Here is a 16,988-nt window from a genome sequence, read left to right on the forward strand (position 1 = left end):
TCTAACGCAACGCGCCCGTAGCTCAGCTGGATAGAGTACCTGGCTACGAACCAGGCGGTCGGGAGTTCGAATCTCTCCGGGCGCGCCACTTAGCAGCGATAGTGCATGCAGACGTGAAAACGAATGCCGGCATTATTCACCCGCCTCCGATGACTTGTCTTCGAGCGGAAGCAAAAGCCACCTTCGGGTGGCTTTTTGCATTTCAGGGCTTTGGCGGAGCACGGTACGCCACAGCGGTGCGAATGGCCGCTTCAGCGACCGGCAAGCTCGAATCCATCCTCCCGGATGGTTTCCCGCTGGTGCGAAGCGGCTGGCCTTGTGTCCCTGTCCCGGACCGGCATGGGAAGCCGCTGCGACTTCCCATGCCGACGGCATCCGGTGCTCAGCGATCGATGCGCTGCGCCACCCGGCTTGCGAGCGCGCTGTCGAGCAGTTGCTTCAACCCCGCGTCGGCGCGCCGGGTCGCCGCGGCCTGGCGTTCGCCCAGCGCGGCCTGTTGCTTGCCCAGTTCGGCCTGTTGTCGACCCAAGGCTTCCTGGCGTTCTCCCAGATCCTCCTGGCGTGCGGTGAGTTCGGCCTGCTCGCGGGATTCGGCGGATTCCTCCTCCCCGGCCAGCGCACGCTGCGCCGCCGCCAATGCGATGCTCGCCTGGCGCCGCCCCAGTTCGCCCTGTTCGCGCCCGAGCTTGCCCTGCTGCTGCCCCAGCCGGCCCTGGCGCTGTCCCAATTCTCCTTGCTGCTCGCCCAACTGGCGGACGGGAGCAATCAGTGCATCGAAGCGTTGGAGCGTCGCCGGATCCCGGATCAGATAACGCGCGCTTCCCTGGCGTACCCACAAAGCCTGCCCCTGTCCGCCGACGGCGCGGCGCGCTTCCTCCAGATCGTGCGTGGAGCCATTCATGACCGTGCGCTTGCCGTCACCCTGGAGACGCACGTACGCCTGATCCGGACCGGAATCGGACAAATGGATCTGTCCGGAAACCTCGTCGTCCCCACTCGCGGTACTGACCATCGAAGCGGTGCTCTGGACGACGGTGGTTGCACTTGTCACGACCGGTGGCCTGGCTACGACCGCCGATACGGGTGCGGGAGCCGACACGGCGACGGGCACGACCGCAGGCGTGGGCGCGGGCGCAGGTGCGGCGACCACCGCGGCCACCGGAGCCACGACGGTGGCCGCATCGCTGGAGGCGGCTACCAGCCGCACCGGCGCCACGCCGGCGGCAGCCACCAGCACCAGCAGCACGAAGGAGCCGGCGCGCGGGAAGGAAGCGGTGTTCTGCAGCATGGTCAATCTCCTTTTGAGGCTGAGGAAGGTGGGAGAAGCACTGGCCAGGCCGGTGCGAAGGGAAGGCGATGTGCCGAGCCGCAACAACAACCGGCCATAGTCGTGGCGGCAGCGACGGTCCCCGGCCACGACCGCCGCGTCGCAGGCGGCTTCGCGGGCGATGCCGTACTCGCGCACTGCCAGATGGATCAGCGGATGGAAGAAGAACAGGTGGCGGGCCAGCGTCGGACCCCAGCCCCACCACAGGTCGCGGCGATGCAGGTGCACCAGCTCATGCGTCAGTGCCATGTCCAGGTCGTCCCCGCTCAACACCCGGTTCGCGGGCAGCAGCAGGACGGGACGCCACGGCCCCACCAATTGCGGCGAATCGATCCGGTCGGAGACCCGCAACCGGGGTGCGTGGCGGAGACCATGGGCTTCGGCCGCCAGCGCCAATGCCCGCACCAGCGCTTCGTCGGTGCAGGGCACGGCCTGTCCCAGGAGTTGACGGCCGCGCCGCCAGTCGCGAAACGTCACGCCCGCCATGACCAGCACGCCGGCCAGCCACGCCGCCACCCCACCCGCCTGCCAGGTAAGCGTCGACGCCACGGGCGAGGCAGCGATGAGCATCGGAGCCGTCACCCCGCCGGTTGCGGCCACCGGGCCAATCTCCAGCGGTGCCACCGGGACCGACACCTTTGCCGCCAGCCAGGGCAATTCGAGCGGTGGCGCGACCAACCCCAACAACGCCTGCAGGGCCACCAGCCACCACAACCAGCATTGGGTGCCCGATGGCAGTCGCGGCACCAGCCGGCAGAGCCCCCAGACCAGGGCCACCAGCACGACAGTCTGCGCGCTGGTCGCGATCAAGCGTTCGAGGCACGATGCAATGAAGGCGTCCATGGCTCAGTCCTCCTGCCGCTTGGACTGCAGGCGTGCGACCAGCGCTTCCAGTTCGGCGAGTTCCTCGTCGCTGACCTCGCCGCGCTTGGACATCCAGGCCACGAAAGGACTGACCGAACCGCGCAGGGTCTTTTCCACGAACGCCCCCACCGCTCCCTGCACCACGTCGTCCTCGCCGGCCGTGGCCGAATAGCGGTAGACACCGCCCGCGTGGCGCCGCTTCAGATATCCCTTGGCACGCAGCCGTTCCATCATGGTCAGCACGGTCGAGCGCGCCAATCCCTGCGCCTCGCCGAAACCGGCGGCGACCTCCCCGACCGACGCGTCTCCCTGCTGCCCCACATACTGGAGCAGGGCCAGCTCCTGGTCCCCGATGCTCTTGCGTGCCATGGTCCCCTCCTCGGGGTGACTACAGATGTAGTCAAACTAGACCTGACTACATCTGTAGTCAAGCGTGACCGATGGCAGGGGGTGTCCCGGATCGTCCTGGAAGGCCTCCCAGGCCGCGCGGCGACACGCTCGGTGCGTCCCCTGTCGGAAACGTCCCGGGCGACGCCGTGAAGAAAAATGGGAAGAACGAACACGTCACCAAGTGGCCGGAAAGCATCGGTCACCCGCATGCTGTCGGCGCGCTGCGGCCAACGAGCGTCACCGCGTCGGCGCGACTTCGCGCAACCGGATTCGCAGTCGCTGAAAACCAGAAACCCCGCCGAGGCGGGGTTTCTGGACGCAACTGGCGGAGTGAGAGGGATTCGAACCCTCGATAAGGCTTTTGACCCTATACTCCCTTAGCAGGGGAGCCCCTTCGGCCACTCGGGCATCACTCCGGGAAATGTTCCGCAGTCAAACGACGGCGGCCGCATAGGATAACGGCAGACCGGTTCGGCGGCAAACGGAATCAGCTCGAGGACGAATCGTCGTTGTGGGAAGCGGAACCCGCTTCCTCGCCGCGCTGGATGCGCTGGTAGATCTCTTCGCGGTGCACGGCAACATCCTTGGGCGCGGTGATACCGATGCGCACCTGGTTGCCCTTCACGCCGAGCACAGTCACCGTGACCGAATCACCGATCATCAAGGTTTCGCCGACTCGGCGGGTCAAAATCAGCATGTTTCTTCTCCTGAATCCGGCAAGATTAAGGCCGGGGCCGCGTTCCTGCATCGCTGGGCGCGAGGAAGCTTCCAGATAGGTTCATCGTCGTGAATCATGGTACGGGCCGAAGCACGCGCCCGCAAGCACGGGCGCGTGGCCGGGCGGTTCATTGCAGGCGCCCGGCGACCCAGTCATTGACGCCCTTGAGGGCAGACACAAGGGCGGGCCCGTCCTCGCCACCACCCTGGGCGAGATCCGGGCGACCGCCGCCCTTGCCGCCAATCTGACCGGCGACATGGGACAGAAGTTCCCCGGCCTTGACCTTGCCGGCGGCGGCGCCGCTGACACCGGCCACCAGCGCCGCTTTGCCATCACTGGTACCCGCAAGCACGATTACGGCATCGCCCAGCTGCTGCTTGAGCCGGTCGACCGCGTCACGCAACGCCTTGGCATCGAAACCTTCCAGTCGCGAAGCCAGCACGCGGACGCCATGGACGTCCTGCGCCGCTCCGGCCAGATCGGCGGTGGCGCCCGAGGCCGCCTTGGCCTTGAGGAGTTCCAGCTCGCGCTCGAGCTTCTTCTGCCGCTCCGCCAAGGCGCGGATTTTCTCCACCACGTCGTTGGCGTTGCCGCCCAGCAGCTCGGCCGCCTGTTGCAGCCGGTGTTCCTCGGCGTCCACGTGATCCAGCGCGCCCTGTCCGGTCACCGCCTCAATCCGGCGCACGCCCGCGGAGACGCCGCCTTCGCTGACGATCTTGAACAGTCCGATGTCACCGGTCCGGCCCACGTGGGTACCGCCGCACAGCTCGGTGGAGTATTCGCCCATGCGCAGCACCCGCACGTTTTCCCCGTACTTCTCGCCGAACAGGGCCATCGCACCGAAATCCAGGGCTTCCTGCATGCCCATGTGGTGCACTTCGGCCTCGTGGTTGGCCCGCACCTGCGCATTCACCCGACGCTCGACCTCGGCCAGCTCCTGCGGGCTGATGGCCTGGAAATGCGAGAAGTCGAAACGCAGGCGATCCGGCGCGACCAGCGAGCCCTTCTGTTGCACGTGGGTGCCCAGCACTTCGCGCAGCGCCGCGTGCAGCAGGTGGGTGGCGGAGTGATTGAGGATGGTGGCTGCCCGCCGCGGCGCATCCACGCTCGCGGCAATGCGATCACCCAGCTTGAGGGTGCCGCGGGTCATCCTGCCTACGTGGCCATGGAACTGACCGGCGAGTTTCTGCGTGTCCGACACCGCGAACTCGGCATCAGGCCCGGCCAGACGGCCCACGTCGCCCACCTGCCCACCGGACTCGGCATAGAACGGCGTGCGATCCAGCAGGACCACCGCCTCGTCCCCGCTGCCAATCGATTCAACCGGACGACCGTCCTTCATCAGCGCGACCACGCGCAGATCACCGGCGTCGAGTTGCTCGTAGCCCAGGAACCCGGTCGGCTGCAGCTGTGCCACCAGATCGGCAGGCAGGCTGGCGCCGGAAGCGAACTTGCCGGCAGCGCGCGCGGTTTCACGCTGCTGCTCCATGGCTGTCTCAAAACCGGCCATGTCCACGGTGAGACCGCGCTCGCGCGCGATGTCGGCGGTCAGATCAACCGGGAAGCCATACGTGTCATACAGGCGGAAAGCCTCGACACCGGGAATCACGCCCTGGGCGCGCGCGGCGATGTCGTCGAAGATCCGCATGCCCGAATCCAGCGTCTCGGCGAAACGCTCCTCTTCAGCCTTCAACGCCCGCTCGACCAACTCGCGCGCGGCCGGCAGTTCCGGATACGCATCACCCATCAGATCGGACAGGGTACCGACCATCCTGTGGAAGAACGGCTGGCGCACGCCCAGCATCCAGCCGTGGCGCAGGGCGCGGCGGATGATCCGGCGCAGCACGTAGCCGCGGCCTTCATTGGAAGGCAGCACGCCGTCGACGATGAGGAAGCTGCAGGCACGGATGTGATCGGCAATCACGCGCAGCGACTTGTTCTCGAGATCCGGCGTTCCGGTCAATGCGGCGGCTTGCTTGATCAGCGCCTGGAACAGATCGATTTCGTAGTTGCTGTGGACGTGCTGAAGGATCGCAGTGAGGCGCTCCAGGCCCATGCCGGTATCCACGCAGGGTGCCGGCAACGGCACCAAAGTGCCATCGGTCTGGCGATCGAACTGCATGAACACCAGGTTCCAGATCTCGATGAAACGATCGCCGTCCTCGTCAGGCGAGCCCGGCGGACCACCGGCGATGTGATCGCCGTGGTCGTAGAAGATCTCGGTGCACGGACCGCAGGGACCGGTATCGGCCATCTGCCAGAAATTATCGGAGGCGAACGGCGCGCCCTTGTTGTCGCCGATGCGGACGATACGCTCGGCCGGAATGCCGATGTCCTTGTTCCAGATCTCGAAGGCTTCGTCGTCGGTGTGATAGACCGTGACCAGCAGGCGTTCTTTCGGCAGCTTCCACACGCCGGTCAGCAGCTCCCACGCCCAGGCAATGGCTTCCTTCTTGAAGTAGTCGCCGAAGGACCAGTTGCCCAGCATCTCGAAGAAGGTGTGGTGGCGGGCGGTATAGCCCACCGAATCCAGGTCGTTGTGCTTGCCACCGGCCCGCAGGCAGCGCTGCACATCGGCCGCGCGCACGTAGCTGCGTTTCTCCGCGCCCAGGAACACGTCCTTGAACTGGACCATGCCCGAGTTGGTGAACAGCAGGGTCGGATCGTTGCCCGGCACCAGCGGCGCCGACGGCACGATTGTGTGGCCCTTGCTGTGGAAGAAGTCGAGGAAATCCTGGCGGATCTGGCGGGTGCTGATTTTGGGGGAGCTGGTCATCTGGCTGGCATTGGCTGACGGGCGCATCCGGACGCCGCGTCCCCCACAGATGCGGGCGCGGGCCTGCCGAAGCAACCCAATGCCCTAGATTAACAGGCCCGGCGGGCTCAGTCCTCCCAGTCCAGCCGGGTCGCTGCGCGGACGCTGCCGCCATCGAATCCCCGCCGGATCAGGAAGTCGGCGGCCTTGCGCCGCCCGGCCAGGTCAGTCAAGCCGCCCGGACCGAAACGGCGGCGGACGAGGTCGCACGCCGTTTCGGTCCAGTCGCCATCAAAAGTGTCCATGGCCGTCGCGATGGCTTCGCGATCCAGCCCATGGGTCGCCAACTCCGCACGGATGCGGAGCGGCCCATAACCGCTGCTGGCCCGGCTGCGGACCAGCAATTCGGCGAACCGGCGGTCATCCTGCCAGCCTTCGCCAGCCAAACGGTCCACCGTTGCCCTGGCCTCTTCCGTGCTCACGCCCCGGGAGGCCAGCTTGCGTTCCAGTTCCCGCTTCGAGTGTTCCCGGCGGGTCAGCAGCCCCAGCGCCCGCTGGACCGGGGTCTGTTCGACCCGGGGGCGCCGCCGTCGCGGCGAACCCGGTTCTTCATCCCTGCTCATCGTTCCACCCGCCGGGCCGGAGAGCCGGTACCCGATCCGGGCCGTTCTCCTTGCCGAACGACTCAGTCATCCTGATCCGCGTCGTCGTCCTCGCTGCGCGAGGCTTCGGCCGGCTGGAACTTCTCGCGCAGCTCGCCTTCCAGCTTCGCCGCAATCTGCGGGTTCTCACGCAGGAAGGTCCGCGAATTGTCCTTGCCCTGGCCAATGCGTTCGCTGCCGTAGCTGTACCAGGCGCCGGCCTTCTCGACCAGCTTGGCTTCCACGCCCATGTCGATCAGCTCGCCTTCGCGGCTGATGCCCTCGCCATAGAGGATCTCGGTGACGACCTGCTTGAACGGGGGCGCCAGCTTGTTCTTGACGACCTTGATCTTGGTCTGGTTGCCGATGATCTCGTCGCCCTTCTTGATCGCGCCGATGCGGCGGATGTCCAGGCGCACGGAGGCGTAGAACTTCAGCGCGTTGCCGCCGGTGGTCGTTTCCGGGCTCTGGCCCGGCATCATCACGCCGATCTTCATGCGCAACTGGTTGATGAAGACCACCAGGGTGTTGGAGCGCTTGATGTTGCCGGTCAGCTTGCGCAGGGCCTGGCTCATCAGGCGGGCCTGCAGGCCCGGCAGCTGATCGCCCATCTCGCCCTCGATTTCCGCCTTCGGGGTCAGCGCGGCGACCGAGTCGATGACGACGATGTCGATGGAACCCGAACGTACCAGCATGTCGGCGATTTCCAGCGCCTGTTCGCCGGTATCCGGCTGCGAGACCAGCAGATCGTCCACGTTGACGCCCAGCTTGGCGGCATAGATGGGATCCAGCGCGTGCTCGGCATCGATGAAGGCCGCGGTGCCGCCCTGCTTCTGGCATTCGGCGATGGCCTGCAGGGTCAGGGTGGTCTTGCCCGAGGATTCCGGTCCGTAGATTTCCACCACGCGACCCTTGGGCAGGCCGCCGATGCCGAGGGCGATGTCCAGCATCAGCGAGCCGGTCGGGATGACTTCCACCGGTTCGATCACGCGATCGCCCATGCGCATCACCGAGCCCTTGCCGAACTGGCGCTCGATCTGGGTCAGGGCCACGGAAAGGGCGCGCTTCTTGTTCTCGTCCATCATCTGTTCCTCGGAAGTATCAATTCGTTGAATGCAAGGCTAGCGGGGGTGGATCGCACGGGCTGCGACAGCCCCGGAAAATCTGAAATTAGGGGAACCGGCGTGGTCCGGCCATCAGGGAAACCGGCGCCCAGGCATCGGACAAACCCGCATGGACCCGTCGGCTCCTCACCGATTGGGCCTCACCAGCCCGCAATACAGGCCTTCGATGGCGAAATCCTGGTCCGGCTGCACTTCAATGGGCGAATAGTCCGGATTGCGCGGCAGCAGGCGAATCCGATCCTTGCCGACCTTGAGCAGCTTGACCGTGATCTCGTCGTCGATGCGGGCAACGACGATTTGCCCCGAACGCGCGTCACGGGTGCGGTGCACGCCGATCAGGTCGCCGTCGAAGATGCCCTCGTCGCGCATGGAATCGCCCTTGACCCGCAGCAGGTAGTCCGGGGCCGGGGCGAAGAACGCGCGGTCCAGCAGGACGTAGTCGTGGTGGCCGGCATCGGCGCCAATCGGCGCGCCCGCCGCTACCTGCCCCAATACCGGAATCCGCAGCCCATCATCGTTGGCGGAAGGGAACGCCAGCTCCGGCTGGGGCTGCACCGGCGCCTTCAGCAGGCGGATGCCGCGCGCCCGGCCGGGCAGCCGCTCGATGGCGCCGGCCTGCTCCAGGGCCTCCAGGTGGTACTGCGCCGCCCGCACGCCCTTGAACCCGAAAGCCCGGGCAATCTCGGTCTGGGAGGGCGGCATGCCTTCGGCCTCGATGCGCTCGGCAATGAGGGCGAGGATGGCTTGCTGGGTATCGGTCAGGTCCATGGTTAGTAGTATTACTACTAACAGCAAGGTTTGGCAAGCCTGCGCCTGATTCCCTTTTGGCACGCCGGGGCTGGCCGGCCCGCCGGCCTCGAAAGGGTTACTTCCGCCCGCTCCGCCAGATCGACAGCACGATCCAGACGCCGGTCATTGCCGCGAACACGAAGCCCAGCACGCCCATTGCCATCAGCCAGCGATTGGAGATGCCGCCGCCCACGCTGTTCATGACGATGGACGAACCGATGATGAGGGCGGCGGTGACCACGCCGATGGTCAGCCGGTTGGCGGCGCTGTTGAGCTGATCGCCGAAGGCTTTCAGCGAAGTGATGTCCAGTTGCCCGCGCAGCCGCCCGCGGCGCGCCGCCTGCAGCAGGCGGCGCAGGTCACGCGGCATGTCGCCGACCAGATCGAGGGCGCCGGAAAGGCTGCGACGCCCGCGCCGGGCGACCGCCCTCGGCGAGTAGCGATCCAGGATCGCCCGTTCCAGGTAGGGGCGCGCCTCGCTGGCCATGTCGAATTCCGGATCGAGTTGCCGGCCCAGGCCTTCCAGCGTCAGGAACGCCTTGATCATCAGCGCCAGATCCGGCGGCAGGCTCAGGCCGTGCCGGCGCAACAACGCGGCCACGTCGGTGAGCATGGCGCCCATCCGCAGTTGCTTCAGCGGCACGCCGCGATAGCGATCGGTGAACACGCCCACGTCGGCCTGCAGACGGGTTTCGTCGACCGACGCGTCACCCTCGGTCCAGTCGAGCAGGATGTCGGTGACGGCTTCCGGGTCCTCGCCCACCAGCCCGTTGAGCAAGCGCGCGACCTGGAATCGGCGCTGTTCGGATACTCCGCCGACCATGCCGAAGTCGATCAGGCCGATGCGGCCGTCGCGAAGATAGAACACGTTGCCGGGATGCGGGTCGGCATGGAACAGGCCATCCACCAGCACCATCTTCAGCACGATCGCCGCGCCCGTGCTCGCCAGCGCATGACGGTCCAATCCAGCCGCGTCGACGGCCGCCAGATCGCAGCCGGGAATGCCGTCCACCCAGTCCTGCACGCTCAGGCGCTCGCTGGTCCATTGCCAGTGCACGGCCGGAATCAGCACTTCGGGATGGTCGCGGAAATTGAACGCGATGCGCTCGGCGTTGCGGCATTCACTTGCGAAATCCAGTTCCGCGCGCAGCGATGCGGCGAACTGCTGGGCGATGCCCACCGGGTGATAGCGGCGCAGGTCGGGAACCTGCGCCTGGATGATTTCGGCCAGCCGTGCCAACAGCCGCAGATCCGCCTCGACCACTTCGCGGATGCCCGGCCGGCGCACCTTCAGCACCACCGCCGTGCCGTCGTCGAGCCAGGCGCGATGCGCCTGCGCCAGCGACGCGGCCGCGAGAGGTTCCGGATCCAGCCGGGCGAAGATGTTCTCCGGCGCATCGCCCAGGTCTTCGATCAATTGCGGGCGGATGGCGTCATACGGCAAGGCCGGCACCGCGTTCTGCAACCGGCTCAGTTCGGCGATCCATTCCGGCGGCAGCAAGTCGATGCGGGTGGCCAGGACCTGGCCGAGCTTGACGAAGGTGGGGCCCAGCGTTTCCAGCGCGCGGCGCAGGCGCTCGGGCGGCTCCATCCGCAGGGTTTCTTCCGCATGCTGCCAATGCAGCAGCCGGCCGGCCCGTTCCAGCGCGCCGGCCAGGCCGACGCGCCGCACCATGTCGCCGAAGCCGTTGCGGATCAGGACCGAAGCGATTTCCTGCAGCCGCCCCAGATCGCGTACCGCACCCAAGGTTTCCCACATGTCAGCGTCGCCCGTCCCTGCCCCTCGGCCTTGTCACAACCGCTCCAGGCCGCGCAGTGCGGAGGCCACGGTCTGCCGGCGCACGGCGTCGCGGTCGCCGTCGAACTGGAACACTTCCGCACGCGCGTAGCCACCGCGCCGCTTCCAGCCAATCCAGACCGTGCCGACCGGTTTGCCCTCGCTGCCTCCGCCGGGACCGGCAATGCCCGTCACCGCCACGGCGACGCTCGCGCCGGAGTTCACCAGCGCGCCGGACACCATCTCGATGACCGTCTCGCGGCTGACCGCCCCATGGGTTTCCAGGGTCTGCGGACGCACGCCCAGCAAGGCCTGCTTGGCTTCGTAGCTGTACGCCACCATGCCGCTGTCGAACCAGTCAGAGGAGCCGGCGATATCGGTCACCGTCTTGGCGATCCAGCCGCCGGTACAGCTTTCCGCGGTCACCAGGTGATCGTGCTCGGCGCGCAGGCGGGCGCCAATCAGTTCGGCCTGCTCGCGCAGTTCGGCGTCGGAGGGAATCGCGGCCACGGTCGACATCGGCAAAGCCCGGGGGAAGAAGCCTCCGTTTTAGCCGAATTCGGTGTCCCTGTCTGCCCGCCATCGGCATGCACCCGCCCGGAATCGGACGGGTGCATGCGTCTCGCCGGCGAAGTCGCCGTGTTTCAGTAGGTCACGCGCAGGGTCACGCCGTAGGTCCGCGGCGCACCGAGGAATGCGTTGAACGAGTTGGTCGGATCCCCCGGGGTGGGCGAGAAGTTCTGCAGCGGGGCGTCGAAGCCGACCTGCTGGTAGGTCTCGTCGGTCAGGTTCTGTCCCCACAGCTCCACCATCCAGCGCTTGTTCTTCGCGCCGAACCCGATGCGGGCGTTGACCAGCGTGTAGCCCTCCTGGATCTTCTCGATGTCCATGTCCGAACCGGTGTTGTGTTCGGAGATGTACTTGGCGCCGACATTGAAACGTCCGATCAGGCTGCTGCCGAAGTCCCACTGGTAGGTCAGCGACGCCGAACCCGACCACAGCGGCGCGAAGCTGATGTGGTTTCCCGGCAGCTTGTACAGCGTGCCGCCGGGAGCGACGAATTCCGACGTCGGCTTCTCGTCGCCGTAACGCGTGTCGGCATAGGTGAGGCCGGCCTGCAGCATCAGGCCATCCAGTCCGGTCTGCCACAGCACTTCGGCGTCGATGCCCTTCGAGGTGACCTTGGGAATCGAACGCACCACATAGCTGGTGCCGAGGAAACTGTTGAGCTGGAAGTCGGTGAACTCCTGGTAGAACAGGGTGCCGTTGAGCAGCAGGTTGCCATCCAGCCAGGTGGACTTGGCGCCGAGCTCATAACTGTCGACGAACTCGCCCGGGAACGAGGTATCCCTGACCGGCAGGATGCCAGCGGTGCCGCTGGACAGGCCGGTATTCGACTGCACGCGGTCCAGGTTGAAGCCGCCGCCCTTGTAGCCGCGCGCACCGGACAGGTAGGTCATCAGGTGGTCGTTCCAGCGGTAGGCGAACTTGAGCGTGCCGGACCACTCGCTTTCGGACCGATCCTGCTTCGTGTGGCGTCCGTTGTGGGCGATGTTGGCCCAGGGCAGGCACATGTAGCCGATCGCGGTCGGCGCCAGTTGCTGCGCCACCGCCTGCGGAATCCCGCGCGCCATCAACGCGCCCACGACCTGCGCCGGAGCCATCAACGCGGTCGCGCAGCCCAGGCTGCCGTTCGGGTTGGTGTAGACCGAATCCAGCTCCTTCTTTTCATGGGTGTAGCGCAGGCCGAGCGTAATCGCCAACTGGTCGGTGGCATGCCAGGTGTTGTTGGTGAACAACGCGGCGGTCCTGGCATTCTGGTTGTAGGTATCGTGCGCGCCCTCGCTCTCGCCCGGGAACACGCTGCCGAACGCCCGCCCGGTGGCCTGCGATGCGAACAGGAACGGATTGGCGGTGTTGACGGTGATGCCCAGCGGAGCGAGCTGGCGGGCGAACAGGCTCAACAGCGCGGTGGACAGATACGCTTCGTAGTGCCTACCGATCATGTACTGGTCGTGGCGCTCCAGATCCTCGTCCGAATAGAAGAAGCCCAGCATCCAGTCCAGCTTGTCGGTGCTGCCGGTCAGCCGCAGTTCCTGGCTGAAGGTCTTGAACTTGGTCGAGGAGTCATCGAAGTTGTTGCGCCGGTACAGCAGGTCAGCGCCGCTGAAATCGAAGTCCAGTGCGTTGACCGACTGCCAGTCGCGGGCAGCGGTGATCGAGGTGAGGGTGGCGCCGTTGAACCAGGGCGTGTTCCAGTCGATCTGGGTGGAGAAGCCTTTGTCCAGCACGCTCTGCTCGGTGCCGCGGTTGCTGTAGGCCAGGCGCCGTTCGGGATCGGCGACCGGAATGATCGCGCGCCCCGCGCCGCCGGCGAGCGCATCCAGGATGTTGGCGGTCAGGCCGCGCACGGTGGTCACGCCGACGCAGCAGTTCTCGTCGCGTCGGGTGTAATCGGCGATGAAGGTGAAGTCGAGATCGTCGTTCGGTTCCCACAGCAACTGCGCGCGCAGGGTGCGGAAGTCGCGGTCGCTGTCCTCGCGTTGCGTGCGCGGTCCGGTCCCGGTGTTCACGTCGGTCACCCCATCGCGGGTGCGCTTGGCCGCATAGATGCGAAAGGCGGCATGATCGCTGATGGCGTCGTTGTAGGCGCCGGAGATGCCGAACTCCCCGTAGTTGCCGAAGGTCAGTTCGCCCTCCGCGCTCTGGGTGTAGCTGGGGCGACGGGTGATGACGTTGATCACGCCGGCGGAGGTGTTCTTGCCGAACACGGTGCCCTGCGGTCCCTTCAGCACCTCGATGCGTTCCAGTTCGCCCAGATCGCCGAAGCCTACGCCGGTGCGCGGCCGGTAGACGCCATCGATCACCACGCCCACCGCCGACTCCAGGCCGGCGTTGTCGCCGTTGGTGCCGACGCCACGGATGCGCGCGGTGGTCTGCGATTCGTTGGTGGTCGAGCTGACATGCAGGCCCGGCACCAGCAACTGCACGTCCTTGATGTCGGACACACCGGCGTCCTGCAGCAGTTGCTCCGGCAGCGCGGTCAGCATGATGGGGACATCCTGCATCGCCTCTTCGCGCTTCTGCGCAGTGACCGTCATGGTCGCGAGCGTGGTCGCCTCCTCGTCGGGTCTGGTCTGGGCTGGTGTGGTCTCCTGCGCGTGCAGATTGGCGGACAGTGCGGCGAAAACGGCGAGCGCGAGTGCGCGGTGCTGCGGTTTGGCGACGACCATGTGTTCCCCTCCCCCGGGTCATGTCGGATGTGATCAATCGACTGCGATATGCGGACCTGCCTTGCGACTGCTGATTTCACTTGCGCGCTCGCGGCGCGCCCCCTGTGCGAGGGAAGCTAGCACTCCTCGGCGCGACGAAGCATTTTGCAGCGCACCCATACGCAGAAAGCGCACTTTGCACGGGAAAATAAGCACGCTCGTGCGGAAAAACGGTTACTCGCGCGATGGCGTGGACCGGGGCCCGACACGTTCCTTCCACGCCATCGAGCGCGGCTGGCCATACCTCGGCGATGCGATGGGGAACGACCGCATGGCGGCGTGCGCGGCAATCCGCTGGCCGCGGATGCTGACCATCGTCGGCAGCGGCGGCGTGCCGCTCTCCTCGGTCCAGCGGCAATCCCCTAAACTTGCGTTCTTTCCCCCGGCTGCATGGCCTTTCCGCCGATGCCGGACGGGCGCCCCGGCGCGCCGGATGTTTTCCAGAAGGTCACATGAAGCAGGACAAGTCGCAGGAACACACGCCCCTGATGAAGCAGTTCTTCGCCGCCAAGGCGGAGTACCCGGATCTGCTGCTGTTCTTCCGGATGGGGGATTTCTACGAACTGTTCTACGACGATGCCCGCAAGGCCGCTCGGCTGCTGGACATCACCCTGACCCAGCGCGGCAACTCGGCCGGCGCGCCCATCCCGATGGCCGGCGTGCCGCACCACGCCTACGAGAGCTACCTGGCCCGGCTGGTGGCGCTGGGCGAGTCGGTGGCGATCTGCGAGCAGATCGGCGACCCCGCCCTGGCCAAGGGACTGGTCGAACGCAAGGTCGTGCGGGTGGTCACGCCCGGCACGGTCACCGACGAAGCCCTGCTCAACGAGCGCCGCGACACCCTGCTGATGGCGATCGCCCGCGGCCGTACGGGCTACGGCCTGGCCTGGGCGGATCTGGCCGGCGGCCGCTTCGTGGTCAACGAGGTCGACGGCGAGGACGGGCTGGAAGCCGAGCTTTCACGGCTGGAACCGGCGGAAATCCTGCTGGCCGATGCGGACGGCTGGCCGGAGTTCCTGCGCGGCCGGCACGGTCTGCGCCGGCGGGCGCCCTGGCTGTTCGATCCGGAGAACGGGCGCCGGCAGCTGCTGCAGTTCTTCCAGGTGCGCGATCTCAACGGCTTCGGCATCGAACGCATGCCGCTGGCGACCGGCGCGGCCGCGGCCCTGCTCGGCTATGTCGAGGAAACCCAGAAGCAGCGGCTGACCCATCTGGGCGCGATCAGCACCGAATCGGCCGGCGACGCGATCGCCATGAACGCCGCCACCCGCCGCCACCTGGAACTGGACACCCGCGTCGATGGCGACACCGCCAACACCCTGCTCGGCGTACTCGACAGCACCATCACCCCGATGGGCGGCCGTTTGCTGCGCCGCTGGCTGCACCGCCCGCTGCGCGATCACCGGACGCTGGGCGAACGCCACCAGGCGGTCGAAAGCCTGATCGGGAGCGGGCTGGACACCAGCCTGCGCGAACGCTTCCGCGCCCTCGGCGACATGGAGCGCATCCTGACCCGCGTGGCCCTGCGCTCGGCGCGCCCGCGCGACCTGTCCACCCTGCGCGACGCATTGGCGCTGCTACCGGACATCCGCCAGGCGCTGGCCGGCGCGACGGTTTCCTCCACCACGCTCGCGGGTTCTCCGCGCCTGGCCGAACTGGCGGCGGAGCTGGGCGAGCACGCCGACGTCGCAGCGCTGCTGGCGCGCGCGATCGCACCGCATCCGGCGCTCAAGCTGGTCGACGGCGGCGTCATCGCCGACGGGTTCGATGCCGACCTCGACGAACTGCGCCGGCTGAGTACCCACGCCGATCAATTCCTGGTGGATCTGGAAGCACGCGAGCGCGAACGCAGCGGCATCGCCACCCTGAAGGTCGGCTACAACCGGGTGCACGGCTATTACATCGAAATCAGCAAGGGTCAGGCCGATCGCGCGCCGGTCCATTACACCCGCCGGCAGACCCTGACCAACGCCGAACGCTACATCACCGAGGAGCTGAAGAGCTTCGAGGACAAGGTGCTGTCGGCGCGGGACCGCTCGCTCACCCGCGAGAAGGCCCTGTACGAAGGCCTGCTGGATACGCTCAACCAGGATCTGGAGCCGCTCAAGCGCTGCGCCGCGGCGCTGAGCGAACTGGACGTGTTGGCCGGCTTCGCCGAACGTGCGCAGGCGCTGGACTGGTCCCGCCCCACCCTCACCGCCGACGCCGGCCTGCGCATCGATCGCGGGCGCCACCCGGTGGTGGAAGCGGTGCGCGCCGAACCGTTCGAGCCCAACGACCTGCATCTGGACGAACAGCGCCGGATGCTGATCATCACCGGACCCAACATGGGCGGCAAATCGACCTACATGCGCCAGAACGCGCTGATCGTGCTGCTCGCCCACATCGGCAGCTTCGTGCCGGCGACGCGCGCGGACATCGGTCCGATCGATCGCATCCTCACCCGCATCGGCGCCGGCGACGATCTGGCGCGCGGGCAGTCGACCTTCATGGTCGAGATGGCCGAGACCAGCTACATCCTCCACCACGCCACCGCGCAATCGCTGGTGCTGATGGACGAAATCGGCCGCGGCACCTCCACCTACGACGGCCTGGCGCTGGCCGACGCGGTCGCCCGCCACCTGGCCGGCCAGAACCGCTGCTACACCCTGTTCGCCACCCACTATTTCGAACTCACCGCGCTGGCGGACGGTCCCGTCGAAGGTGGCGAAAGCGGCATCGCCAACGTCCACCTCGACGCGGTGGAACACCACGACCGCGAACGCGGCGACACCCTGGTGTTCATGCACGCGGTGAAGGATGGTCCCGCCAATCGCAGCTTCGGCCTGCAGGTCGCCGCGCTCGCCGGCCTGCCACGCTCCACCGTCGCCCAGGCGCGTCGGCGGCTGGCCGAACTGGAGGCGCGCGGCCGCGAAAGCCATGCGTCGGCGATGGCCCCGCAGGCGCTCGATGCCCCGCAGCAGATCGGCCTGTTCGCGCCCGTTCCCTCCGCCGCCGTGGAAGCGCTGGCGGCGCTGGATCCCGATGAGCTGACGCCCAAGCAGGCATTGGAAGCGCTGTACCGGCTCAAGCATCTGCTCTGAGCCGGACAGCCTGCCGCACGCTCCTCGCGCCGCGGCGGGCTTCGCCCTGCCCCCCACAAACATCCGCGTAACACCGCCCGGGTATCGTGACGCGGTCCAGGTCGCTGTGCTTGCGCGCCGCACCATTGAGCGGCGCTATCGGATTGTTCGCCAAAAACGATTTTGCTTAATCGCAGAGCCTGCCTAGTCTGGCCGTGTCCTTTTCATCGCCAACGAGATCGTCAGCCATGAACACGTCCCCGAGCGTT

The 16,988-nt window shown here is 66.9% G+C and carries 11 protein-coding genes and 2 tRNA genes; 2 read left to right on the forward strand and 11 right to left on the reverse strand.

From position 1 onward, the window contains the following. Window positions 1–11 precede the first annotated feature (11 nt). A tRNA-Arg gene (locus FG323_RS05235) sits at window positions 12–88 on the forward strand. 294 nt (window positions 89–382) lie between these two features. Here the strand turns inward: FG323_RS05235 and FG323_RS05240 are convergent. The 11 genes from FG323_RS05240 to FG323_RS05290 all read right to left on the reverse strand — a co-directional run bounded on the left by FG323_RS05240 (window position 383) and on the right by FG323_RS05290 (window position 13,618). After that, on the reverse strand, window positions 383–2,170 hold the full coding sequence (locus FG323_RS05240) for a M56 family metallopeptidase (protein ID WP_141453445.1): 1,788 nt from the start codon (window positions 2,168–2,170) through the stop codon (window positions 383–385). Between the two features lie 3 nt (window positions 2,171–2,173). After that, window positions 2,174–2,560: a BlaI/MecI/CopY family transcriptional regulator gene (locus FG323_RS05245; RefSeq protein ID WP_141453446.1), complete on the reverse strand. Its 387-nt coding sequence runs from the start codon at window positions 2,558–2,560 to the stop codon at window positions 2,174–2,176. A gap of 344 nt (window positions 2,561–2,904) precedes the next feature. Beyond that, a tRNA-Ser gene (locus FG323_RS05250) sits at window positions 2,905–2,997 on the reverse strand. Between the two features lie 71 nt (window positions 2,998–3,068). After that, window positions 3,069–3,278 (reverse strand): carbon storage regulator CsrA, encoded by a 210-nt coding sequence (gene csrA / locus FG323_RS05255; protein WP_141453448.1) that lies wholly within the window; start codon window positions 3,276–3,278, stop codon window positions 3,069–3,071. Between the two features lie 148 nt (window positions 3,279–3,426). After that, entirely contained in the window at window positions 3,427–6,075 is a 2,649-nt protein-coding gene (alaS, locus tag FG323_RS05260; protein WP_141453450.1) for an alanine--tRNA ligase, read from the reverse strand. 107 nt (window positions 6,076–6,182) lie between these two features. Then, on the reverse strand, window positions 6,183–6,677 hold the full coding sequence (gene recX / locus FG323_RS05265; RefSeq protein ID WP_141453452.1) for a recombination regulator RecX: 495 nt from the start codon (window positions 6,675–6,677) through the stop codon (window positions 6,183–6,185). 62 nt (window positions 6,678–6,739) lie between these two features. Beyond that, complete coding sequence (gene recA, locus FG323_RS05270) at window positions 6,740–7,777, reverse strand: recombinase RecA (protein ID WP_141453454.1); 1,038 nt, start codon at window positions 7,775–7,777, stop codon at window positions 6,740–6,742. A gap of 168 nt (window positions 7,778–7,945) precedes the next feature. Continuing rightward, window positions 7,946–8,587 carry a transcriptional repressor LexA gene (lexA, locus tag FG323_RS05275; protein ID WP_141453455.1) on the reverse strand — a complete coding sequence of 214 codons (642 nt, stop codon included), beginning with the start codon at window positions 8,585–8,587 and terminating at the stop codon, window positions 7,946–7,948. 97 nt (window positions 8,588–8,684) lie between these two features. Further along, on the reverse strand, window positions 8,685–10,367 hold the full coding sequence (locus FG323_RS05280) for an AarF/UbiB family protein (RefSeq protein ID WP_141453457.1): 1,683 nt from the start codon (window positions 10,365–10,367) through the stop codon (window positions 8,685–8,687). Window positions 10,368–10,400: 33 nt separating this feature from the next. Continuing rightward, on the reverse strand, window positions 10,401–10,904 hold the full coding sequence (locus FG323_RS05285; protein ID WP_181444093.1) for a CinA family protein: 504 nt from the start codon (window positions 10,902–10,904) through the stop codon (window positions 10,401–10,403). A 125-nt stretch (window positions 10,905–11,029) separates the two neighbouring features. Further along, window positions 11,030–13,618 carry a TonB-dependent receptor gene (locus tag FG323_RS05290; RefSeq protein ID WP_141453459.1) on the reverse strand — a complete coding sequence of 863 codons (2,589 nt, stop codon included), beginning with the start codon at window positions 13,616–13,618 and terminating at the stop codon, window positions 11,030–11,032. A 491-nt stretch (window positions 13,619–14,109) separates the two neighbouring features. Between FG323_RS05290 and mutS the strand changes: the two genes are divergently transcribed. Beyond that, window positions 14,110–16,740, forward strand: coding sequence for a DNA mismatch repair protein MutS (gene mutS / locus FG323_RS05295; protein ID WP_181444094.1), 2,631 nt, complete (start codon window positions 14,110–14,112; stop codon window positions 16,738–16,740). Window positions 16,741–16,988 lie beyond the last annotated feature (248 nt).

The sequence above is a fragment of the Pseudoxanthomonas sp. z9 genome (genome assembly GCF_006542425.1).
In the GTDB taxonomy this organism is placed as follows: domain Bacteria; phylum Pseudomonadota; class Gammaproteobacteria; order Xanthomonadales; family Xanthomonadaceae; genus Pseudoxanthomonas_A.